This window comes from Palleronia aestuarii, assembly GCF_003253995.1.
Taxonomy (GTDB): domain Bacteria; phylum Pseudomonadota; class Alphaproteobacteria; order Rhodobacterales; family Rhodobacteraceae; genus Palleronia; species Palleronia aestuarii.
Map to the genome: position 1 here is coordinate 325,171 of NZ_QKZL01000004.1, position 21,936 is coordinate 347,106.

A 21,936-nucleotide genomic window follows, 5' to 3' on the forward strand; every position below is an offset into this window, starting at 1 on the left:
GATGCTGGCGAAGCGACAGAAGATCGACCGCGGCGGACACCGATTGACTGGTCAAAGTCCCGCCGGGAATTAGAACCCTTACCGAATGACAATTGGAGACCGCCGGGATGCGACGTTCTGGCACTCTTCTCCCGGGCTGCCGGGATCGGCGAGAAGGTGTGCATGTTACAGCCGCGAACAAGACACCCGGACGGATCCGCCGGGGAAGCCCGTCCCGTCCTGTATATCGCTGCGATCGCGATGAGCGGCCTGGTCGCCGCCACATCCGTCGCCGCGCAATCGGAGGGTGACGATACGTCGAACCCGACGGTAGATCTCCCCGTCATAGGCGAGGTCGGCATTCCCGGCTTTCTCGCCCGGCTCTTCGGGATCGACGGTGACGCCGAGAGCGGCTCCGGACAGGGCCAAGGCGCCTCCGGCGAGGGACAGGGGGGTGACCGTCCGCCCGCGATCGTCTTCGAGACCGCGGAGCGTCGGTCCGTGGCTGAAAGCTTCCGCTTCCTGGGCCGGATCGCGCCCATCGAGCGGGTGGATTTGCAAAGCCGCGTTCCGGGCTTCGTCGAGGAGGTCGCGTTCTCCGGCGGCGCGGATGTGTCGGAGGGAACGCTCCTCTTCCAGATCGAGCAGGCGCAATACCAAATCGCGGTCGAGGCCGCGCAGGCCCGGCTCGCCGGTGCGGAGGCTCAGACGCTCGAAACCGAACGCGCCCTGACCCGGGCCGAGGAACTTCGCGGATCAGGCACGGTCAGCCAGTCGAACCTCGACGACGCACGCGCGGCGGCCGAAGCGGCGTGGGCGGACCGGCTGCAGGCGCAATCCGATCTACGGCAGGCCGAACTCGAACTCGAATACACCTCGATCGAGGCGCCCATCGACGGGCAGATGTCGGCTCCGCTCGTCACGCGGGGCAATTACGTCACCGCCGGCAGCGGCACGCTGGCCGAGCTGGTGCAGCTCGATCCGATCTGGGGTGTCTTCTCGTTGGGAGAAAACCGCCTCGCCACCTGGCAGCGTCTCGGGATCGGCACCGGAGAGCCCGCTCCGATCGCGGAGACCGAAGGCGAGGACGACGCGGAGGCCGGGTCGGCCGAAGGTTTGCAGGGGGAAACGGGGGCGTCGGCGCCCGACGATTTCGACCTCACCCTCGTCCTGCCCGACGGGACCAGATACCCGCAAGACGGCGCCTTCGACTTCGTGGGCAACAGTGTCGATCCGCAGACCGGAACGGTTGAGGTGCGCGTCCGCTTCGACAATCCCGACGGGCTCCTCCTGCCGAACCAGAACGTCACCCTCCTCGTCACGGAGGCCGACCCCCCAATGCTGCCGGTGATCCCGCAGGCCGCGGTGCAGCTCGCTCGGGAGGGTCGGGCCGTCTGGGTGGTCCGTGACGACGATACCGTGACCCGGATGCCCATCGAGACGACCGACGGGCCGAGCCCCGGTACGGTCGCCGTGACGCGAGGGCTCTCGGGCGGCGAGCGCGTCGTGGTGCGCGGCGCGCTCAATCTCGAGGACGGGCAGCAGGTCGATCCGCGCATGGCGGAACGGCAATCGGGCGGTTCGGGCGGTTCGGGCGGTTCGGGCGGTTCGGGCGGTTCGGGCGAAGGTGGCGGGTCCGGGAGCGGCGGGCAATGATCTCGGGGACGTTCATCGAGAGACCGCGCCTTGCCGCCGTCGTCTCGATCGTCATAACGCTCGCCGGGATCCTGGCGATCTTCAACCTGCCGGTCACGCAATACCCCAACATCTCGCCACCGACGGTACAGGTCTCCGCCTCGTATCCGGGCGCCGATTCGACGGTTCTCGCCGACACGGTCGGCGCGCCGCTCGAACGGGCGATCAACGGAGTCGAGGGCATGATCTACATGTCCTCCTCCTCCTCGAACCAGGGGACCTATTCGCTCACCATCACCTTCGCGATCGGCACAGACCCCGACATCGCGCAGGTCAACGTCTCGAACCGCGTCCAGCTCGCGACGCCGCAGCTTCCGACCTCGGTCGTGGACCAGGGCGTCACCGTACGCACGCAGAGCCCGAACTTCCTGCTCGCCGTGGCCTTTCCGATCGACGCAGATTCGTCGCTCTCGATCATCGACGCGGCGAGCTACGTCTCCACGAACCTCACCACGGCGGTCCAGCGGATCAACGGCGTGGGCAACGCGCAGGTTCTCGGCCCCTCGAACTACGCGATGCGGGTCTGGACGGATCCCGACAAGCTCACGCAATTCGGCCTCTCGCCCACCGACGTGGCCGACGCGATCCGCAGCCAGAACCTCGCGGCGGCCCTGGGCCAGATCGGCGGCGCGCCCGCCGTGGACGGGCAGGCCGTCGTCTACACCGTCACGGCGCAGGGCCGCCTCTCCGACCCCGACGCCTTCGGCGACATCGTCGTGCGCGCGGGCGACCAGGGCGGACTGGTGCGCCTGCGCGACGTGGCCGAGATCGAGCTCGGCAGCGAGGATTACTCCACGAATTCCTTCCTCGGCGACAGACCGAGCCTGACCATGCAGGTGAACCAGTCGCCCGGGGCCAACGCAATCAACACCGTGGGCCTGATCCGCGACGAGCTGGAGCAGCGCGCGGGAGAGTTTCCCGAAGGCCTGTCCTACGAGGTCGTCTACGACACGACGGAATACGTGCGCGTCACGATCGAGGAGATCGTCAAGACCCTCCTTCTGACCGCCGGCATCATCGTCCTCGTTGTCTTCACCTTCCTGCAGGGGGTGCGGGCGACGATCATTCCGCTCATCGCCATCCCCGTGTCATTGGTCGGCACCTTCGCGGCCCTCCTCGCGATCGGCTTCTCCATCAACGTGATCACGCTCCTCGCGCTGATCCTCGCCATCGGCATCGTCGTCGACGACGCCATTCTGGTGGTGGAGAACGCCCGCCGGGTGATGGAGGAGAACCCCGATATGGAAAGGCGGGAGGCCGTGACGAAGGCGATGGGGGAAATCACCGGCCCGATCATCTCGACCACGCTGGTGCTTCTCGCCGTGTTCCTGCCGACGGCTTTCCTGCCCGGCCTGACGGGGCAGCTCTACCGGCAGTTCGGACTGTCGCTCTCGATCTCGATCATGCTGTCGTCCATCGTCGCGCTCACCCTCACGCCCGCGCTTTGCGGCGCGATGCTGCAGCGGGCGAACAGCAAGCTCTGGGTGTTCCGGCAGTTCAACAAGCTCCTCGAGAAATCGCGCGACGGCTACGGCCGGGTCGTGGGCTTCTTCGTGCGTCGTGGCATCCTCGCGATCGCGGCACTCGCGGGCGCGATCGCGCTGGCCTGGATCTCCTATGCGAACCTTTCGGGAGAACTCGTGCCGGCCGAGGATCAGGGCGCGATCCTGATCGACGTCTCCCTTCCCGACGGGGCGTCGCTGCAGCGCACGACGGAGACGATGCGCGAGATCGGGGACCTGGTGCAGAATACCGACGGCGTGGAGAACGTGATCCAGGTCGCGGGCTTCTCCTTCCTCGGTGGGTCTCGCTCATCCGTGGGAATCGCCATCGCCACGCTCGCCCCCTGGGGGGAGCGGCGCGACCTCTTCGCCATCCTGGGTCAGCTCAATGGCCAGTTCGCGACGATCCCCGGCGCGCAGATCACCGCCTTCCCGCCACCCTCCATCCCCGGCACGGGCTCCGTCGGGGGCTTCTCGATGGAAATCCTCGCGACGCAGGGCCAGGAACCGGCGGAGGTCGCGCAGGTGGCCCGCTCGTTCATCTCCGCGGCCAACCAGCGGCCGGAGATCGGCAATGCGCGCACGACCTTCTCCGCCGACGTGCCGCGCATCTTCGTGGATGTCGACCGCGAACGCTCCGAACAGCTGGGTCTCAGCGTCGCCTCGATCTACGACACGCTCGGCCAGACGCTCGGGGCGGGCTTCGTGAACCAGTTCCTCTACGAGGGGCGGGTCTACCAGGTGCGCCTGCAGGCGGACGAGCGGTTCCGCACGGAGCCCTCGGACATTACCGGGCTCTATGTGCAGAACCGGGCGAACGAGTCGGTGCCGCTGTCCTCCGTCGCGGAGCTTAGAACGGAATTCGGGCCCTATATCCTGCCGCGCTTCAACCTCTTCACCTCGGCCTCGATCTCGGGCTCGCCCGCGGGCGACTCCTCCTCCGGCGCCGCGCTCACCGCGCTCGAGGAGGTCGCCCAGGAGACGCTGCCCGAGGGCTACGACTACCAGTTCTCCGGTACGTCGTATCAGCAGCAGCAGGCGGGCAACCTCACGATCATCGCCTTCGCGCTGGCCTTCGTCTTCGCCTACCTCTTCCTCGTGGGCCAGTTCGAGAGCTGGCTCCAGCCGCTCGCCATTATGCTGTCGGTGCTGGTCGGCGCGGCGGGGGCGACGACGACCCTGCTGCTCGCGGGTCTGACGGCCAATGTCTACGCGCAGATCGGCATCGTGATGCTCATCGGGCTCGCGGCAAAGAACGCGATCCTGATCGTCGAGTTCGCCAAGAACCGGCACGCGGAGGGGATGCCGATCACGGAGGCTGCGATCATGGGCGCGCAGCAGCGTTTCCGGGCCGTCATGATGACCGCGCTGGCCTTCGTCTTCGGGCTCCTGCCGCTCGTCCTCGCGAGCGGAGCGGGGGCGGCGGCGCGTAACGCGATCGGCACGGCGGCGCTTGGCGGCATGCTCGCCGCGACCCTCCTCGGGATCATGATCATCCCCGCGCTCTACGCGATCCTGGAACGCGCGGGCGAAGGCCGGCGCGGCGTCTTCTGGGGTCGCGAGCGGCACGAGGAGAAAAAGGAGCAGACCGCCTGAACGGGGTATCGGTCGTGGCGTCCCCGGTTCCGAAATCCTCGCAGGAGCTCCGTCTCAGTCTGTCCCGGCGCCCGGCCCGATATCGGCCGGGGCGATGGCGACGGACTTGACGGCCGCGTGAACGGACATCCCGACCTTCAGCCCGAGCGCCGCCGCGGAGCGGCGGGTAATACGCGACAGTAGGCGTCCGGCCTGCGTCTCCATCGTCACGAGCGCGCCGGGTCCCTCGCCCGGGCGGATTTCCACGATGCGTCCGGGAACGATGTTGAGGGTCGAGATCCCCTCGGGCCGCGTGCGGCAGAGAATGACGTCATGGGCCGGGATGCGAAGCCGCAGGATGGTGCCCGGCGGCTGGTCCACGCGGGGCAGGAAGAGCGGCACGCCGGCGGCATCGAGTTCGGTCAGCCCGTCGGAATGATGCGTGGCCACCCGAGCGAAGAGAAGCGCCCCCACCTCGCGCGGCCCGCCCGGCAGGACCGACGGATCACCCAGCACCCTCTGGGGCGAACCGAGATCGGCGAGCCGCCCGTTCTTCAGCGCGACGACCGTTGTGGCGAGACGCGCCGCTTCGGACACGGAATGGGTCACGTAGAGGATGGGCACGGTGGCCGCATCGCGGAGCCGCTCCAGATACGGCAGAATTTCCGCCTTACGCGCCGCGTCGAGCGAGGCGAGGGGCTCGTCGGCCAGGATCAGGCGCGGCGCGGAGAGCAGCGCGCGCCCGATCGCGACACGGCTCGTCTCCCCGCCCGAAAGCGCGCTCGGCCGCCTGTCGAGGAGATGGCCGATCCCGAGCAGGTCCACGACGCCGGCGAAATCTCCCCGGGGAGCGTCCTTCGGCGCGAACCACGCCCCGTAGCGAAGGTTCTGCCGGACGGTCAGGTGCGGGAAGAGCCTCGCATCCTGAAAGACGTAGCCGATCCGGCGGCGATGGGGCCGGACGCGGATGCCCCGCGCGGTGTCGAGAAGCACGGCGTCGCCCACGGCGATCCGTCCCGCATCGGGCGTGAGGATCCCCGCGACCGCGTTGACCACGCTCGTCTTGCCGGAGCCCGACCGGCCGAAGAGTATGGTGACGCCCGCCGGCGCCTCGAAGGAGAGATCGAGGGAAAAGCCCGGAAAGGCGTGACGCAGCTGCACCGACAGCATCACGCACCTCCGATGCGGGCCGCGACGCGGCGGGCGAGCACTTCCGACAGCAGCACGGCCCCCATCGCCACGACGACGGAGACGAGCACGAGCTTCAGCGCCGACCCCTCGCCGCCAGGCACCTGCAGAAAGGCATAGATCGCGGTGGGGATCGTGCGCGTCTGACCGGGGATGTTCGAGACGAAGGTGATCGTCGCGCCGAACTCTCCCATCGCCTTGGCGAAGGCCAGGATCGTGCCGGCGAGGATACCCGGCAGGATCATCGGCAGCGTGAGGGTGACGAAGACCCAGGGCGGGGACGCGCCGAGCGTGGCACCGGCCTGTTCGAGCCTCCTGTCCACCGCCTCGATCGAGAGGCGGATCGCGCGGACCATCAGCGGAAACGCCATGATCGCCGCCGCGAGCGCCGCGCCGGTCCAGCGGAAGGCGAAGACGATGCCGATCTCCGCGAGCCATGCCCCGAGCCAACCGCTCCGCCCGAAGGTCAGGAGAAGGAGGTAGCCCGTCACGACCGGCGGCAGCACAAGCGGCAGGTGGACGAGGCCGTTGAGGAACTGCTTTCCCGGAAAGGACCAGCGCGCCAGCGCGTAGGCGGTGAAGAGGCCGAAGGGCAGAGAGGCCGCCGTCGCCCAGAACGACACCTTCAGCGACAGGGCCACCGCCCGCCATTCCTCGGGTCCGAGCCATCCGGTCACGGCTATTCGCCGACGACCACGAAGCCCTGCCGCTCGAAAGCCGCGCGTGCTTCCGGGCCCGCGAGGAACGCGAGGAACGGCGCCTTCCCCGTGGAGCCGTCCGTCGTGAGGGCGGCGGCAGGATATACGATCGGCGGATGCGACGCCTCCGGGAACGTCCCGACGATCGTCACGCCGGCTTCTGCCACCGCATCGGTGGCGTAGACGATTCCGTAGGGCGCTTCCCCCGTTGCGACGAGGCGAAGCGCCGTTCGAACGTTGTCGGATTGCGCGACCTTCTCCGCCACCCCGTTCCAGAGGCCGAGGGTTTCAAGGGCGGCCTTGCCGTAGATCCCCGCAGGCACCGCATCGACGAGCGCCATGGCGAGGCGTCCATCGCCTAGCATCCCCGCGAGGTTGAGCGATCGCCCGATCTCGACTTCGGGCGCCTCCCCGTGTGCCACGAGGACGAGCGAATTGCGCACCAGGTCGACGCGCGTTCCGGGTTCCACCAGCCCGGCGGCCTCAACCTCGTCCATCCATTCGGCATTGGCGGAGATGAAGACGTCCGCCGGCGCGCCCTGAAGGATCTGACGCGCGAGAACGGAGGAGCCGGCGAGCGACACGATCAGGTCGTGACCGCTCTCAGCCTCGAACCGCTCTTCGATCTCGGTCACTGCGTTGGTCAGGCTCGCCGCAGCGAAAACGACGATCTCCTCGGCGGCAGCCGGACGGCCCGCCGCGGCGGACAGGACGAGCGACAGGAAGAGGGCATGAAAGCGTCCGGTCCGGCGCATCATCGTGGATCCGTCAAGTGATATGTTTTCCTAACCATATCGCGAAGGCGGCAGGAGGTGACAAGCGTCAATCCTCGGACGGGTCACGCAACAGCGACCTCAGGGCGGCGATCCGGGCCGAGCCCGCCTCGGCCAGCACGTCCTCGAGCTTGCGGTAATGCACGAGGACGGCCTCCCCCGCGTCCGTAAGACGCGCGCCGCCGCCCTTCACGCCGCCCCGTTCGGACCGGATCAGCGGGTCGCGGAAGGCCCCGTTCATCTCTCCCACCAGCATCCAGGCGCGCTTGTAACTCATGCCCATCGCCTTCCCGGCCGCGGAGATCGATCCCGTTTCACGGATCTTCTCGAGCAGATCGGCCTTGCCCGGCCCGAGCATCGCGGCATCGCCGAAGACGATCCGGATCCTGAGATTGCCCGCGCCCTGCGGGTCCGAACGATCACCCATGCGCGCGAGTATTGCGCCGCCATCCACGAGGCGGCAAGCGATGGCTCGAGACCTCGGGCGTTATGGCGAGCCGGATACACCGCTCTCGCTTCGCGCGGTCACGAAATGTCAGATGTCGCGCCGCTTCTCCCAAGTCTCGACGATCGCGGGCAGATCGGCGAAATTGCCGAACCGCGCAATGGCGGATATCTCTTCGGCCGCGCTGCGCCGGTAGCCGTGAACGTGCAGCACGAAATCCTGCCCTGCGGCACGGGCCGTGGCCGCGTCCGTCTCGCTGTCGCCGACATAGAGGCAAAAATCCGCGCCCATCTCCTCCATCGCGTGACGCATCGGTGCCGGATCGGGCTTGCGCAGGGCGAGCGTGTCGCCCGCAACCACGCTGACCATGCGTCGCGCGAGATCGAAGCGTTCCAGCACATGAGCCGTCGCCGCAGCGGGCTTGTTGGTGCAGAGCCCGAGGCGATGGCCCGCCGCCGTGATCGCGTCGAGCGCGTCGATCATGCCGGCATAGGGCTCCGTGCGCTGCGTCGCGGTCCGGTACTGCGCAAGGAAATCCTCGTGGAGCGCGTCGAACTCGCCAATCGGCAGGTTCCGGGCCTGCAGGGTCCGCTCCACGAAGACCGTCGTCCCCTCCCCGACGAAGGAACGGACCGTCCGGGCATCGAGCGGGGCCGCGCCCGCGTGGTCGAGTGCCACATTGATCGAGGCCTGGATGTCGGGAACGGTATCGAGAAGGGTTCCGTCGAGATCAAAAATGATGGCCGCCATGCCGCAAACCCCCCGTGCGCTGTCTCATATTAATGTTTGCGGAGGCGAATTTACGCAAAATCCGCCTGATTTCGGTAAATTGTCCCGCTTAGCGATTACAAACCTGCGATCACGCGCCATTCGCTTGCATCCTAGCTGGGCGTTTAGTTTAGTTTTCCGCAAGACCGCAACAGCGGCGACATAAAGCGGGGAGACACGGGTGCTGGACACCGGGAGCGAACAGGCGTTCGTCGCCTTCGAACGCGTACAGAAGAGCTATGACGGGGAAACGCTCGTCGTCAAAGACCTGAACCTCGACATCGCCAAGGGCGAGTTCCTCACGATGCTGGGGCCGTCCGGCTCCGGCAAGACCACCTGCCTGATGATGCTCGCGGGGTTCGAGACCGCGACGCACGGAGAAATCCGCCTCCAGGGGAAGGAGATCAACAACATCCCGCCGCACAAGCGCGGCATCGGGATGGTGTTCCAGAACTACGCCCTTTTCCCGCACATGACGGTGGCCGAGAACCTCTCCTTCCCTCTCGAGGTGCGCAAGATCGGCAAGTCGGAGCGGGAGACCAAGATCAAGCGCGCGCTCGACATGGTGCAGATGGGGCAGTTCGGAGGCCGCCGCCCGGCGCAGCTCTCGGGCGGACAGCAGCAGCGGATCGCCCTTGCGCGGGCGCTCGTCTTCGAACCCGAGCTCGTGCTCATGGACGAACCGCTCGGCGCGCTCGACAAGCAGTTGCGCGAGACATTGCAGTTCGAGATCACGAGGCTCGCCCACGACCTCGGCATCACCGTGGTCTACGTCACCCACGACCAGACGGAGGCGCTGACGATGTCGGACCGCGTCGCGGTCTTCGACGACGGGCGCATCCAGCAGCTCGCGGCCCCGGACGCGCTCTACGAAGAGCCGCAGAACAGTTTCGTGGCCCAGTTCATCGGCGAGAACAACACGTTGCACGGCACGGTGAAGCAGATGGGGAAGGAAAGCTGCACGGTCGAACTGGCTTCCGGGGAGGTGATCGAGGCGCTGCCCGTCAACGTCTCGCAGGTGGGTGACCGCACGCTCGTCTCGATCCGACCCGAACGGGTCGAGATCGACCCCGCCCCGGGCACGATGGAGCATACGCTCGATGCCGAGGTGAAGGAGTTCATCTACATGGGCGACGTGTTCCGGACCCGCCTCGCCGTGGCGGGGAAGGACGATTTCGTCGTGAAGACCCGCAACCGGGCGAATCAGACCCGGCTGCGGCCCGGACAGAAGATCCGGATCGGGTGGATGCCGCAGGATTGCCGGGCGCTCGACCCCTGAAACGGGGGTCGCGCCCGATCGATCCTCCGCTCCGAGACCCGAGGACGGGGGATCCGCGAAAGACCAAACGGGTGTCAATGTTAGGAGAAGTGTTCGATATGAAGATCAAGACAATGCTACTGGGAAGCGGCGCGGTCATGCTGATCGCAGCGAGTGCTGTCGCCCAGGACGGTCAGACCACGGAAAGCCCCGTCGCGGGCGAACCCATGGCCGACGAGATGACCATCGTGTCCTGGGGCGGCGCCTATCAGGACAGCCAGCTCAAGGCTTACGTCGAGCCCTATCTCGAGATGCATCCCGAGGTTCAGGTGACCTGGGACGAGAGCTCCGCGGAGGCCGTCGCGGGCATGCGCGCGCAATCCGAGGCCAACAACGTGACCTGGGATCTTGTCGACGTGACCGCGGCCGACGCGATGCGCCTCTGCGACGAGGGCCTCGCCATGGAGGTCGATATCGACGAGATCGCGGCCCCCGCCCCCGACGGGACCGAAGCCTCGGAGGATTTCGGCGAGGACATGCTCGTCAGCGACTGCTTCATCCCGCAGATCGCCTATTCCTACACGTTCGGGTATCGCACCGACGTCGCCGAATGGGATGGCAACACGCCGTCGAGCATCTGCGACGTGTTCGATCTCGAGACGTTCCCCGGCCGCCGCAGCCTCGAGCGTCGTCCGCACAACAACATGGAATGGGCGCTGATCTGTGACGGTGTCGCGATGGACGACGTCTACGACGCGCTCGAAACCGAGGAGGGGCGCCAGCAGGCCTTCGCAAAGCTCGACACGATCAAGGACCAGACGGTCTGGTGGACCGCCGGCGCCGACACGCCGCAGCTTCTCGCCGATGGCGAGGTGGTCTTCGGCTCGACCTATAACGGGCGGCTCTTCTCGCTGATCGTCGAGCAGGACCAGCCGGTGGAGATGATGTGGGATACGCAATCCTACGACCTCGACGGCTGGGTCATTCCCGCGGACCTCGGGGAAGAGGAACTGAACCGCGTGAAGGACTTCCTCTGGTTCGCCACCGACACCCAGCGCCTTGCCGACCAGGCCAAGTACATCAGCTACGGCCCGGCCCGCGCCTCCTCCGCCCCGCTCGTGGGCGAGCACGCCACCCTCGGGATCGACATGGCCCCGCACATGCCGACCAACCCCGAGAACGCGACGAACGCCTTCGTGCAGAACTACGAATGGTGGGCCGATTACCGCGACGATCTCGACGCGGAATTCCAGGCCTGGCTCGCTCAGTAAGACCCGAGCGGATCCGCGCCACGCGCGGATCTCCGACCCATCGACCGCGGGGCCGCTTTCCCGGTCTCGCGGCTCGCCAGAAGGAGTGGAGGATGCCGAAAGGCTATATCATCGGGCATATCACCGTGACGGATGCGGAGGGGTATCCGGAATATGTGCGTCGCGACACGCCCATACTCGAAAAGCACGGAGCGCGATTCATCGTGCGGGGCGGACGGTCGGAGACGCCGGAGGGCCAGTCCCAGGAACGCCACGTCGTCATCGAGTTCGACAGTTTCGAGGCGGCGAAACGGGCCTATGAGGACCCCGAATATCAGGAAGTGGCCGAGATCCGGCGACGCTGCGCCGACAGCACCATGATTCTCGTGGAAGGAACCTGACATGGCCGACGCGACCACCGGTCCGGACCAGTTCACCGGCCCGACGCCGGACAACGCCATCCGCGAGGCGGACAGGGCGGGACGTACCGAACCGATGGTCGCAGCGGACGGAACGCCGCTCAAGCGTAGCCTCAACCGGGCACTCCGGCGCCAGAAGCTCAGGGCGCTGGCGCTGATCTCGCCGCTTCTGATCTTCATCCTCGTCACTTTCGTGGCCCCGATCGCCGACATGCTGTTCCGCTCGGTCGAGAACCAGATCGTGTCGGAAACGCTCCCGCGGACCGTCGTCGCGCTGGAGGATTGGGACGGGACCGGCGTCCCGGACGAGGAGGTATTCCGGGCCCTGGCCGCCGACCTCGTCGTGGCCGAGGAGCTGAAGAACCACACGCGCCTCGGCAGCCGGCTCAATTACGAAATGACGGGCATGTCATCGCTGATGCGTCAGACGGGCCGCGACGTCGACGAGATCGGCGAGGTTCTCACCGACCAGTTCGTGGAACTCGATCCCGCCTGGGAGGAGCCCGCGACCTGGGTGTCGCTCATGGCACGCGACGGATGGGTCGAGGATCAGGCGGAATGGGTCGCCGCGGCCGAGGAGGCGGAAGCCGCGCAGGATGCGGCCGCAACGCCCGAGGAACGCAGGGCGCTCGCCTTCGACGAGCCGGAGCCAACCTTCCGCGTGAGCGACGCGGCGCAGGAGGCGTTCCCGCGCACCGCCCGGATCTACGGCCAGTTCGCAGACATCACACAAACTGAGGACGAGGACAGCCCGACCGAGGAGGAACCCTGGAACATCGTCTACCAGGCGCTTTACGAGGATTTGAGCGCCGGGACGGCGCAGGGCTATGACGGGCCGGAAGCCGATCTCGTCGCACGCAGCGAGGCCGCCGTCTCGGACTTCGATGCACCCTCCGTCCGCTCGTTCTTCGTCGACGAGATCGACGAGGATTGGGCCGATCCGGAGGTCTGGGGAACGATCCAGGCCTTCTCCTCCCCCTACACGGCCGGCTATTTCCTCTCGGCCGTGGACCTGAAGCTGACACCCGACGGGATCGAGGCGCAGGACGCGGACCAATCGATCTACATCCTCCTCTTCGAGCGGACGATGTTCATGTCGCTGACGATCATGTTCAGCTGCATCCTCCTCGGCTACCCGATCGCGTTCCTGCTCTCGAACCTGCCGATGCGGACGTCGAACCTGCTCCTGATCCTGGTGCTGCTGCCCTTCTGGACGTCGCTTCTCGTCCGGACCTCCGCCTGGAAGGTGCTCCTGCAGCAGCAGGGCGTGATCAACGACATCCTGGTCTGGATCGGCCTCGTATCGGACACGAACCGTCTGGCGCTCATCAACAACCAGACCGGCACGATCATCGCGATGACGCATATCCTGCTGCCCTTCATGATCCTGCCGCTCTATTCGGTGATGAAAACGATCCCGCCCTCCTACGTGCGTGCGGCGAAGTCGCTCGGGGCCACGAACTGGACCGCGTTCTGGCGGGTCTACTTCCCGCAATCGGTCCCCGGAATCGGGGCCGGCTGCATCCTCGTCTTCATCCTGTCGATCGGCTACTACATCACGCCGGAACTCGTGGGCGGCACCACCGGCACGTTCATCTCGAACCGGATCGCCTATCATATCTCGAGTTCGCTGAACTGGGGCCTCGCCGCGGCGCTCGGCACCATCCTGCTCGTGCTCGTGCTGGCCCTCTACTACCTCTACGACCGCATCGTCGGCATCGACAACGTCAGTCTCGGCTGAGGAGAACGTCATGGAACTCCCCCCCTATGCGACCCTTGGCCAGAAGATCTGGCACTACGCCTTCCTGGTGATCTGCGGCCTGATCTTCTTCTTCCTGATCGCGCCGATCCTCACGATCATTCCGTTGAGCTTCAACGCGCAGAACTTCTTCACCTTCACGCCCGGCATGCTGGCCTTCGAGGCCGATGCCTACTCGCTCCGGCACTACCGGGACTTCTTCACCAATCCGAACTGGCAGCAGGCGCTGAGTAACTCGGTCCGCATCGCCCCCGTGGCAACGCTGATCTCCGTCGCGCTTGGCACGCTGGCGGCGGTGGGCCTGTCGCAAAGCCACGTGCCCTTCCGCCGCGCGATCATGGCGATCCTGATCTCGCCGATGATCGTGCCGCTCATCATCTCGGCGGCGGGAATGTATTTCTTCTATTCCCGCCTGGGCCTGCAGGGCACCTATATCGGCGTCGTCCTCGCCCACGCGGCCCTGGGCATTCCCTTCGTGATCATCACCGTCACCGCGACACTGGTTGGGTTCGACCGCTCTCTGACCCGGGCGTCGGCCAATCTCGGCGCAGGGCCGATGCGGACCTTCTTCAAGGTGCAGATGCCGCTCATCCTGCCGGGCGTGATCTCGGGCGGGCTCTTCGCCTTCATCACCTCCTTCGACGAGGTGGTCGTCGTCCTCTTCGTGGGCTCCGCCGGTCAGAAGACCCTGCCCTGGCAGATGTTCATCGGGCTAAGGGAACAGATCTCGCCGACGATCCTCGCCGTGGCCACGATCCTCGTCGTGATCTCGATTGCGCTTCTCACGGTCGTGGAACTGCTGCGCCGTCGGTCCGAGCGCCTCCGCGGGATGTCGCCGGGCTGAAGGACCGGCACGTGACTGGTCAGGGCAGGATCAGGAGCCAGACCCAGACGCTTCCGACGCAGAGGATGGTCCCGATCAGGACCGACGACGCGGCCACGCGCGGCGCCGCGCCGTAGAGGCTCGCGAAGATGTAGCCGTTCGCGCCAGGCGCCATGGCGCCGGTGATGACCGCCGCGCGGAGCGGATCGCGCCCGAGGCCCAGGGCCGAGCCGGTGAGATAGGTCACCGACGGGTGGAGCACGAGAGAGACGCCGCAGACCCACAGGATCACCCGCATGTCGCCTTCGGGGCGATAACGCGCGAGCACGCCACCGAGCCCGAAGAGGGCGGCAGGCAGCGCCGCACGGATCATCATCTCGAGTGCGTCGTCGATGACGGAGGGCAATCCGATCCCCGCGAAATTAACAACGAACCCGAGCACGATCCCGATCACCAGGGCGTTCCGCAACATGGCGCGCAGCACCTTGAGTGGAAGGCCCCGGATCGGCTCTCCGCGGGCACGAACGAGCTCCATCAGGGTGACGCCGACGAAATAGCAGATCGGGGCATGAAGGGCGATGATGGCGTAATTGTAGGCCAGCGCCTCGGTCCCGAAGGCGCGTTCCGCAAGCGGCACCCCGAGTAGGATGGAATTGGAAAACATCGCGCAGAAGCCGATGGAGACCGAATCCTCCCAGCTTCGCGAAAAGAGATACCGCGCCCCCAAGAGCCCGGCCGTGAACCCCATGATCACGCCGGCATAGAAAGAGAAGAGCAGATCGGCCCGGAACTCGGCCCCGAGATCGATCGTGGCGATGGCGCGAAAAAGTAGGCAGGGAATGGCGAAATGCTGCGTGAAAGCCATCAGCCCGTCGGTCGCGCTGTCGGAGAAGAAGGAGAGCCGGACAGCGAGATAGCCGAAGCCGATGATCAGGAAGACCGGCAGGATGACGTCGAGGAGTGCGCTCACGGCGCAGGCAGGCAGAGCGTCATGCCGTCATGGGCGGGCGTCACGTTGGCCGGTGTCTCGGCATCGAGCGTCGCATAGTCCAGATCATTGTGCATGTCGGTCAGGATTGCGCGCTTTGGCTCCGCGCGGGCGATCCAGTCGAGCGTCCGCGCGAGGTGCGAATGGCTCGGATGCGGATCGCGGCGGAGCGCGTCGACGATCCAGACATCGATCCCTTCCACGGCCCTCCAGGCCTCCTCGGTCATCGCACCCGCATCGGGAAGATAGGCGAGACCACCGATCCGGAAACCGAGCGCGTCGATATTCCCGTGACCGACACGGAACGGATCGAGCGTGACGCGCCCCCCTGCCCCGTCGATGGCGATCGTGCGTTCGATCGTGTTCATCTCCAGGATCGGCGGATAGCTCGACCCTTCCGGCGTTTCGAAGGCGTAGCGGAACCGCGCAAAGAGATCGACCTGCGTGGCCGTGTCGGCCCAGACGGGAAGCCGCGCGCGGCGATTGAAGACGACCATCCTGAGATCGTCGAGCCCGTGGCAATGATCGGCATGGGGATGGGTGAAGACCACCGCGTCGAGCGTTCCCACGCCCGCATCGAGGAGTTGGTCGCGCAGATCCGGCGAGGCGTCGATCAGGACGCGGGTCGTCCCCTCCGCTCCCTCGCGCTCGACGAGCAAGGAGCAGCGGCGGCGTCGATTGCGCGGATCCGCCGGATCGCACGCACCCCAATGGCCGCCCACGCGCGGCACGCCGCCCGACGATCCGCAGCCGAGGATGGTGAACCGGAGCGTGTCGCTCATTGCGGCCGCCACCGGGCGGCCTTGGCGAAGAGCCGGTCGAAATTCGCCTCCGTGGCGGCGGCGAAATCCTCGTAGGAAAGGCCGAACGTCTCCGCCCCCACCCGCGCGGTATGCGCGGTGTAGGCGGGCTCGTTGCGCTTGCCGCGATGGGGCGGCGGCGCGAGATAGGGGCTGTCCGTCTCCACGAGGATCCGTTCGAGCGGGGCCGCAGCGAATATTTCCCGCAGCGCCGTACTCTTCGGGAAGGCGGCGATGCCCGACATGGAGAGGTAGAAGCCCAGATCCAGCGCGGTCTCGGCCAGCGCGGCGCCCGAGGAGAAGCAATGCATGACGCAGGCATAGGGACCGGCCGCGTGTTCCTCGGACAGGATCTGCGCCATGTCGTCATCGGCGTCGCGCGCATGGATCACGAGCGGCAGACCCGTCTCCCGCGCGGCGGCGATGTGGACGCGCAGGCTTTCCATCTGCACCTCCGCCGTCTCGGCCGTGTAGTGATAGTCGAGCCCGGTCTCCCCGATCGCCACCATCTTCGGATGCCGTGTCAGCTCGACAAGCTCGTCCAGCCGCGCCATCGGCTCCTCGGCGGCGCTCATGGGGTGCGTCCCGGCGGCCCAGAAAACGGGTTCGTGCGCCTCCGCGATGGCCCGGACCCGGTCCACGTTCTTCAGCTTCGTGCAGATCGTGACCATGCGTGCGACGCCCGCGGCGACGGCATCCCCAACGACGGCGTCACGTGATGCGTCGAAATCGGGAAAGTCGAGATGGCAATGGCTGTCGGTGATCGTCGTCATGGCGTCTCAATGAGGGTCAGCGCGCGAGGATCGCGCGGCCCGTCTCGTTGATCTTCAGCCCCGTATCGAGGATGAGTGCGGAGGGGTCAAGATTGACCGCCCGCCCGTGGGCGAGACGCGCGGTGACCTCCTGCTGGCGGCTCGCCCAGAGACGTCCGGCCGCCATGTCGGGAGCCAGTCGGGCGAGGAGTGCGGCCTCCCCCTTCGCCGCTTCCGCCTCCGGCAGCATTCCGGCCCCGCGCCGGGCAAGCCGCGCGAGCATCAGGTCGATCAGGCGTATCGCGATCTCGAACCGCCCGCCCGTGCCGGGCCCCGCGAGCCCCGCGGCGAGATCCGAGAGCGAGGCGCGATCGAAACCGGTCTCAGACGAGAAGATACCGACGAGATCGGCATAAAGCGATGGCCCATCCTGTTGCAGAAGGCGCGCCGCTTCCCCGGCGGAGCCCTCGGCAAGCTGCGTGAGCGCGGCGGGCTCGATGTCGGGACGCAGACCCGCGGCCTCGAGTGCCGCTGCGATATCAGGGCCAGCGAGCGGGTGGCATCGCAACGTCCGGCATCGCGACCGGATCGTCGGCAGGAGGCGAGAGGGGGCGTGGCAGACGAGCAGGAAGATCGTCCGCGCCGGCGGCTCTTCGAGCAACTTCAGGATGGCGTTCGCGGCTGCGACATTGAGGAGGTCGGCGGAATCCACGATCACGATCCGCATTCCGCCATCGGCGGCGGACATGTGGAGAAAATCGCGGGCGCGGCGTGCGACGTCCACGGTGATCTCACGCCGCTCCGTCCCACGGGTCGGCTCGAGCGTCGGCCGCATGAGAAGCAGCCGCGGCTCTGAAAGGGCGGCGATCCGCGCGGCGACGGGATGATCGGCGGGAACGTCGAGCGAGTCCGTGACCGCTCCGTCCCCGGGGACTGCGAGCAGGGCCCGGGCAATGCGCCAGGCCAGGGTCGCCTTGCCGATCCCGCGCGGTCCGGAAAGGAGCCAGGCGTGATGCAACCGGTCGCTCCTCAGCGCGTCGAGAAACGTCCGCTCCGCAGCCTCCTGGCCGAAGAGGCGCGTGGCATGGCGGGGATGGGGGACACCCTCGACGCGGTCCGGCTCGTAGCTCGCGGCCTCGCTCATGGGAGCTGCGACCTGATATCCGAAGCGACGGCGTCCGCCGGACGATCGCCATCGATTACAACGATTCTTCCGGGCGTTTTGGCCGCCAAATCGAGGAAGCCGTGACGCATCCGCTCCTGGAGTTCGAGACCGCGGGATTCGAACCGGACCTCGCCACCGGAGCGCCCGAGCGCCCGCTCGAGGCCACGATCTGGCGCCATGTCGATGAGGAACGTCCGGTCGGGCTCGATCCCGATCATCATCTCGTGCAATCGATCGACGGTCTCGCGCAGCCCGGACGCGGCGAGGCCCTGGTACATTCGCGTGCTGTCGGCGAAACGATCGGTGATGACCACCGCGCCGCGTGCGAGCGCGGGCGTGATCAGCCGTTCGACATGGTCGCGTCGCGCCGCGGTGAACAGCAGAAGTTCCGCCTCGGCGGACCATCGATCGGCGGATCCTTCCAGGACGAGCTTGCGGATCTCCTCGGCCCCGGGGCTGCCGCCGGGCTCCCGGGTCAGGACGACCTCCCGCCCGGTCGCGCGAAGATATTCGGCGAGAAGCGCCGCCTGCGTCGACTTCCCGGATCCATCGACCCCCTCGAAACTGAGGAAAAGACCGGGTTCTCGCGACGTCACTGGGTCGCAACCGCCTCGTCGGCCTCTTCGTCACCGGTGCCGATATTCTCGACGACCTTTGCGAGGAGGACGTTGGCCGCCGTCGAGAGCCTAGGTACGAATCCTCCGCGCTCGACCGCACGACCCGCGACGAGGGGGATCTCGCTGTCGGGCAGACCCCGCATTGTGATGACCAGCTTGCCTACTTCCTGCCCGGCCTCGATCGGCGCCTCCAGCGGATCGGTGAACGCCGCGCGGGCCGTGATCTCTCCCTGTTCGAGCGCGGGCACGAGGAGCCGTGCGTCGCGCCCCGCATTGAGATCGACGCGAGACACGTCGCCGAGCCAGACATCGGCCGTCGCGATCCTCTGCCCCCCGGTCACGACCGTCTTCTCGACGAATTGGCGAAAGGCCCAGGCGACCACGCGTTCCGCCTCCTCCGCACGTGCCGTCGATGAATCGAGTCCGGTGATGACGAAGACGATCCGCCGCGCGCCCTGGGTCGCCGAACCGACGAGGCCATGCCCCGCCTCCTGCGTGTGGCCGGTCTTGAGCCCGTCGGCCCCGATCCCGAGGCCGAGAAGTGGATTGCGGTTGAAGCGGTTCTTCGGCGCCCGGTTGTCCCAGGCAAATTCCTTCTGCGCGAAATAGCCGTAATATTCCGGGAATTCGGTCACGAGCCGCGTCGCGAGGATACCCAGATCCCGGACCGACATGCGGTGGTTGAGCGCAGGCCAGCCGCTCGCGTTGACGAACGTGCTCTGCGACATGCCGAGCGAGGCGGCACGCTCGTTCATCATCCGTGCGAAGGCATCCTCCGATCCCGCGAGCCCTTCGGCCACGACCACGCAGGCATCGTTGCCGGACATCACGATGATCCCCTGGATGAGTTCCTCCACCGTCGGCCGGTCGCGCTCGTTGAGAAACATCGTGGAGCCATCCATCGCCTTCGCTTTGGACGAGACGCCAAACCGCGTCTCCATCGTGATGCGCCCGTCCCTGAGCGCCTCGAAGAGCATGTTCAGCGTCATCAGCTTCGACATGGATGCGGGCGGCAGAGGCACGTCGGCCTGCTTTTCCACCAGCACGGTATCCGTGGTCACGTCGTAGACATAGGCGGCCGTCGCCCGTGTCTCGAAGGCCGCGTGTGCAGGCACCGCGAACAGGAACGGCAGGAGAAGCGCCGCGGCACGGCGGAGAATGGACATGACAAGACCCTCATCAGGATGTCGCTATGGTTGCGTCTCGATAACAGGAGACCGCCGCAAAAGGCAGTCCCGAATCCGTGTGGGCCGTTCGTGGGCCGCTCGCTATGGCTCCTGCGCCGCGGCCTCGTCCTCGGCCGGAAGCTCGGCTCCTCCACCGGAGGTCGTATCGCCGGGTCGTAGGGCGATGACGGTGAGGGACGCGGGCGCCCCCGCGAGCATGCCCAATCCCTCCGCCGCGTCGGAGGACACCTGGAAGGCCGGGCCGTCCATCTCGCGCTCGCGACGGAACAGCGCGCCCCGCGTCGTGCGTCCGGTCTCGTCGTTGCGGATCAGCACGCGTTCCGGCCGATCCACGCCGGGATAGGCGACCCAGGTTCCGCCAAGGGACGGACGCCCATCCCACAGGCCCTGATCGGTCGCGGTGAAGACTTCCGGCGCCTCGATCTCGTCCGGCGCGGCGACGGGGGCCGTCGCATCCGGCAGCGGCGGCGGATCGCGCCGGATCCGGTCGCAGGCCCCAAGCGACAGCAACGCCATCCCGACGAGGAACAGCCCCACCCGATCGCCCCGCCCGACCGCGCGCGGCGCCCGCTCGCACAACTGCGTCACACCATTCCCCCTCATGTGTTTCGAGCCTTGCCCGTACTGCATAGCCTTGCCGCCCGGCCTAGGAAAGATCCCGCCCGTCCGCAGGCTCCGATCTCGCCTTTTCAAGCCACTTCTACCGGGTTACGACGGGGTCATCGGAGGAGTGGCAGAGTGGTCGATTGCACCGGTCTTGAAAACCGGCGTGCGTGAAAGCGTACCGTGGGTTCGAATCCCACCTCCTCCGCCATTATCACCCTATCGAACTTGTTCAGGCCGCCCGCCCGAGGCGAAATTTATCCTGTTTTCAAAGGAGTTTGCCGACTTAGTGCGAACCGCTGAGACCCGGGTGCGCAGCGTTTTCCGTCTCTGAATGGCCCATCGTCTCTGGTCGGGCGAACCGCACCGATTTCGGTTCGGTCGAAATTTTCCGCGTCTTTCCAATGACCTGACTTGCAACACCGCCAAAACTGCGCGCCCTGTTTCCATCGCCATCGACCGAAACAGATACCGAACATGCAGGAGGCGTAGCCGATAGGTGCGCTGGCAGAACAGCGCGTAGCGTTGGCGGATCAATCGGCGACGGGCTCAACGAAGCCATTGATGACAAACGCACATCGCGCCTCTAGCCTGGCGGCATGGCGAGTGGCCCTTGGACCGATGAAGAAAACGACCTGATCGTCGCGGATTACTTCGCGATGCTGGCCGACGACATCGCCGGGCGCCGCTACAGCAAAGCCGAGCATCGCCGGGCCCTCCTGCCTCTGCTGAACGATCGGTCATAGGGATCGGTCGAGTTCAAGCACCAGAACATCAGCGCGGTGCTGAAGGGGCTCGGCGAGGATTGGATCCCGGGCTACAAGCCCGCCTTCAATTTCCAGATGACTCTGGTCGACGCGGTGGCGCGGTGGCTGGAGCAGCATCCGGATTGGCTCGGCCGGTTGCCAGGCATGCGGCCCGCGGACGGCATGCGCGAGGCGGCGCAGATCTGGATCAGTCCTCCGCCGACGCTCTCCAACCAGCCTCCGCCGCAAGAGCTAGACCAGATGCTGCACATCGCGAGGAAGTTCGACGTGGCAGGCCGGGACGAGCGCAATCGCGCCCTCGGCCGTGCTGGCGAGGAACGCGTCCTGGCGCATGAGCATGCCACGTTGAAGGCCGCGGGGCGAGATGATCTGGCGCGAAAGGTCCGCTGGGTCTCGGAGGAGGACGGCGACGGAGCGGGCTACGACATCGCCAGCTATTCGCCCGATGGCCAGCCGCGGCTGATCGAGGTCAAGACGACGACTGGGTGGGAGCGCACGCCCTTCCACATCACGCGGAACGAACTGGCCGTTGCCGACGAACGGCGCGCGGCGTGGTGCCTGTTCCGGATGTGGAATTTCTCGCGCGAGCCAAGGGCGTTCGAGCTGTACCCGCCGCTCGATGCGCATGTCTCTCTGACGCCGACGTCGTTTCAGGCCAGCTTTCACTAGCCGTCAGTCGAACACCCGCGCTGGCTGCTCGTCCCAAGGCAGGGATGCCACGAAGCAGAGGTCGTAGAGGCTGATCGCGCAGGGTTCGCGGCGCATGACCAGCCGCTCGAGGACGTCCGGCGCCAGCCATGCGAGGCGCAGGAGGCGGCTGACGTATCGGTCGGAGAGGGCCTTGTTGCAGAAAGCCTGCGTGGGATTCACATCGTGAGTCCAGCGACATAGCTGTCCGGCATGTCCAAGCCTGCGCCCACCCGTT

At 66.8% G+C, this 21,936-nt stretch carries 19 protein-coding genes, 1 tRNA gene and 3 pseudogenes; 9 read left to right on the forward strand and 14 right to left on the reverse strand.

Annotated features, from left to right (window positions below; all coding sequences use genetic code 11):
- The first annotated feature begins 240 nt into the window (after positions 1-240).
- Positions 241-1,635 (forward strand): efflux RND transporter periplasmic adaptor subunit, encoded by a 1,395-nt coding sequence (locus tag LX81_RS07500; RefSeq protein WP_170133867.1) that lies wholly within the window; start codon positions 241-243, stop codon positions 1,633-1,635.
- The gene (locus LX81_RS07505; RefSeq protein WP_111536678.1) at positions 1,632-4,772 is read left to right on the forward strand and encodes an efflux RND transporter permease subunit; all 3,141 of its coding nucleotides are present in this window, start codon (positions 1,632-1,634) and stop codon (positions 4,770-4,772) included. Before LX81_RS07500 ends, LX81_RS07505 begins: the two co-directional genes overlap by 4 nt.
- A 54-nt stretch (positions 4,773-4,826) precedes the next feature.
- Here the strand turns inward: LX81_RS07505 and modC are convergent, their stop codons facing one another.
- From modC to gph, 5 genes are all read right to left on the reverse strand, one after another.
- A complete protein-coding gene (gene modC, locus LX81_RS07510; protein WP_111536679.1) occupies positions 4,827-5,921 on the reverse strand; it encodes a molybdenum ABC transporter ATP-binding protein in 1,095 nt (364 codons plus the stop codon).
- Complete coding sequence (modB, locus tag LX81_RS07515; RefSeq protein WP_111536680.1) at positions 5,921-6,616, reverse strand: molybdate ABC transporter permease subunit; 696 nt, start codon at positions 6,614-6,616, stop codon at positions 5,921-5,923. The genes modC and modB overlap by 1 nt, the downstream gene beginning before the upstream one ends.
- Positions 6,617-6,618: 2 nt before the next feature.
- Positions 6,619-7,395 carry a molybdate ABC transporter substrate-binding protein gene (modA, locus tag LX81_RS07520; RefSeq protein ID WP_111536681.1) on the reverse strand — a complete coding sequence of 259 codons (777 nt, stop codon included), beginning with the start codon at positions 7,393-7,395 and terminating at the stop codon, positions 6,619-6,621.
- 64 nt (positions 7,396-7,459) lie between these two features.
- Positions 7,460-7,837, reverse strand: coding sequence for a winged helix-turn-helix domain-containing protein (locus tag LX81_RS07525; protein ID WP_234822519.1), 378 nt, complete (start codon positions 7,835-7,837; stop codon positions 7,460-7,462).
- A gap of 108 nt (positions 7,838-7,945) precedes the next feature.
- Positions 7,946-8,605 (reverse strand): phosphoglycolate phosphatase, encoded by a 660-nt coding sequence (gene gph, locus LX81_RS07530; RefSeq protein WP_111536682.1) that lies wholly within the window; start codon positions 8,603-8,605, stop codon positions 7,946-7,948.
- A 199-nt stretch (positions 8,606-8,804) separates the two neighbouring features.
- Here gph and LX81_RS07535 point away from each other — a divergent pair, with 199 nt between their 5' ends.
- From LX81_RS07535 to LX81_RS07555, 5 genes and pseudogenes are all read left to right on the forward strand, one after another.
- Positions 8,805-9,902, forward strand: coding sequence for an ABC transporter ATP-binding protein (locus tag LX81_RS07535; RefSeq protein ID WP_111536683.1), 1,098 nt, complete (start codon positions 8,805-8,807; stop codon positions 9,900-9,902).
- 98 nt (positions 9,903-10,000) lie between these two features.
- Positions 10,001-11,152, forward strand: coding sequence for an extracellular solute-binding protein (locus tag LX81_RS07540; protein ID WP_111536684.1), 1,152 nt, complete (start codon positions 10,001-10,003; stop codon positions 11,150-11,152).
- 92 nt (positions 11,153-11,244) lie between these two features.
- Positions 11,245-11,532 carry a DUF1330 domain-containing protein gene (locus LX81_RS07545; protein ID WP_111536685.1) on the forward strand — a complete coding sequence of 96 codons (288 nt, stop codon included), beginning with the start codon at positions 11,245-11,247 and terminating at the stop codon, positions 11,530-11,532.
- 1 nt (position 11,533) lies between these two features.
- Entirely contained in the window at positions 11,534-13,291 is a 1,758-nt protein-coding gene (locus tag LX81_RS07550; protein WP_111536686.1) for an ABC transporter permease, read from the forward strand.
- A 10-nt stretch (positions 13,292-13,301) separates the two neighbouring features.
- Positions 13,302-14,153: pseudogene (locus LX81_RS07555) on the forward strand (ABC transporter permease); the annotation flags it as partial.
- A gap of 19 nt (positions 14,154-14,172) precedes the next feature.
- Here the strand turns inward: LX81_RS07555 and LX81_RS07560 are convergent.
- The 7 genes from LX81_RS07560 to LX81_RS23310 form a co-directional block, all read right to left on the reverse strand.
- Positions 14,173-15,102, reverse strand: a complete 930-nt coding sequence (locus tag LX81_RS07560; RefSeq protein ID WP_111536688.1) for an AEC family transporter — start codon at positions 15,100-15,102, stop codon at positions 14,173-14,175.
- Complete coding sequence (locus LX81_RS07565) at positions 15,099-15,902, reverse strand: MBL fold metallo-hydrolase (protein ID WP_111536721.1); 804 nt, start codon at positions 15,900-15,902, stop codon at positions 15,099-15,101. The genes LX81_RS07560 and LX81_RS07565 overlap by 4 nt, the downstream gene beginning before the upstream one ends.
- The gene (locus LX81_RS07570) at positions 15,899-16,693 is read right to left on the reverse strand and encodes a TatD family hydrolase (protein ID WP_111536689.1); all 795 of its coding nucleotides are present in this window, start codon (positions 16,691-16,693) and stop codon (positions 15,899-15,901) included. The genes LX81_RS07565 and LX81_RS07570 overlap by 4 nt, the downstream gene beginning before the upstream one ends.
- Before the next feature lie 16 nt (positions 16,694-16,709).
- Positions 16,710-17,816, reverse strand: coding sequence for a DNA polymerase III subunit delta' (locus LX81_RS07575; RefSeq protein ID WP_111536690.1), 1,107 nt, complete (start codon positions 17,814-17,816; stop codon positions 16,710-16,712).
- On the reverse strand, positions 17,813-18,433 hold the full coding sequence (tmk, locus tag LX81_RS07580) for a dTMP kinase (protein WP_111536691.1): 621 nt from the start codon (positions 18,431-18,433) through the stop codon (positions 17,813-17,815). The genes LX81_RS07575 and tmk overlap by 4 nt, the downstream gene beginning before the upstream one ends.
- Entirely contained in the window at positions 18,430-19,620 is a 1,191-nt protein-coding gene (locus LX81_RS07585) for a D-alanyl-D-alanine carboxypeptidase family protein (RefSeq protein WP_111536692.1), read from the reverse strand. The genes tmk and LX81_RS07585 overlap by 4 nt, the downstream gene beginning before the upstream one ends.
- A 102-nt stretch (positions 19,621-19,722) precedes the next feature.
- Positions 19,723-20,229, reverse strand: a complete 507-nt coding sequence (locus LX81_RS23310; protein WP_146259404.1) for a hypothetical protein — start codon at positions 20,227-20,229, stop codon at positions 19,723-19,725.
- A 136-nt stretch (positions 20,230-20,365) separates the two neighbouring features.
- On the opposite strand from LX81_RS23310, the gene LX81_RS07595 reads away from it, so the two are divergent.
- A tRNA-Ser gene (locus tag LX81_RS07595) sits at positions 20,366-20,455 on the forward strand.
- A gap of 322 nt (positions 20,456-20,777) precedes the next feature.
- Here LX81_RS07595 and LX81_RS22735 read toward each other — a convergent pair.
- On the reverse strand, positions 20,778-20,951 hold the full coding sequence (locus LX81_RS22735) for a hypothetical protein (RefSeq protein WP_234822524.1): 174 nt from the start codon (positions 20,949-20,951) through the stop codon (positions 20,778-20,780).
- Between LX81_RS22735 and LX81_RS07600 the strand changes: the two are divergent.
- Positions 20,904-21,680: pseudogene (locus LX81_RS07600) on the forward strand (protein NO VEIN domain-containing protein). The gene LX81_RS22735 and the pseudogene LX81_RS07600 overlap by 48 nt on opposite strands.
- A 3-nt stretch (positions 21,681-21,683) precedes the next feature.
- Here LX81_RS07600 and LX81_RS07605 read toward each other — a convergent pair.
- A pseudogene (locus LX81_RS07605) lies at positions 21,684-21,936 on the reverse strand (hypothetical protein); the annotation flags it as partial.

Coding starts and splice junctions, on each gene's coding strand:
- LX81_RS07500 (WP_170133867.1), top strand. CDS start 241: ATGAGCGGCCTGGTCGCCGCCACATCCGTCGCCGCGCAATCGGAGGGT.
- LX81_RS07505 (WP_111536678.1), top strand. CDS start 1,632: ATGATCTCGGGGACGTTCATCGAGAGACCGCGCCTTGCCGCCGTCGTC.
- modC (WP_111536679.1), bottom strand. CDS start 5,921: ATGCTGTCGGTGCAGCTGCGTCACGCCTTTCCGGGCTTTTCCCTCGAT.
- modA (WP_111536681.1), bottom strand. CDS start 7,395: ATGATGCGCCGGACCGGACGCTTTCATGCCCTCTTCCTGTCGCTCGTC.
- LX81_RS07525 (WP_234822519.1), bottom strand. CDS start 7,837: ATGGGTGATCGTTCGGACCCGCAGGGCGCGGGCAATCTCAGGATCCGG.
- gph (WP_111536682.1), bottom strand. CDS start 8,605: ATGGCGGCCATCATTTTTGATCTCGACGGAACCCTTCTCGATACCGTT.
- LX81_RS07540 (WP_111536684.1), top strand. CDS start 10,001: ATGAAGATCAAGACAATGCTACTGGGAAGCGGCGCGGTCATGCTGATC.
- LX81_RS07545 (WP_111536685.1), top strand. CDS start 11,245: ATGCCGAAAGGCTATATCATCGGGCATATCACCGTGACGGATGCGGAG.
- LX81_RS07550 (WP_111536686.1), top strand. CDS start 11,534: ATGGCCGACGCGACCACCGGTCCGGACCAGTTCACCGGCCCGACGCCG.
- LX81_RS07565 (WP_111536721.1), bottom strand. CDS start 15,902: ATGAGCGACACGCTCCGGTTCACCATCCTCGGCTGCGGATCGTCGGGC.
- LX81_RS07570 (WP_111536689.1), bottom strand. CDS start 16,693: ATGACGACGATCACCGACAGCCATTGCCATCTCGACTTTCCCGATTTC.
- LX81_RS07575 (WP_111536690.1), bottom strand. CDS start 17,816: ATGAGCGAGGCCGCGAGCTACGAGCCGGACCGCGTCGAGGGTGTCCCC.
- LX81_RS07585 (WP_111536692.1), bottom strand. CDS start 19,620: ATGTCCATTCTCCGCCGTGCCGCGGCGCTTCTCCTGCCGTTCCTGTTC.
- LX81_RS22735 (WP_234822524.1), bottom strand. CDS start 20,951: ATGCTCGGCTTTGCTGTAGCGGCGCCCGGCGATGTCGTCGGCCAGCAT.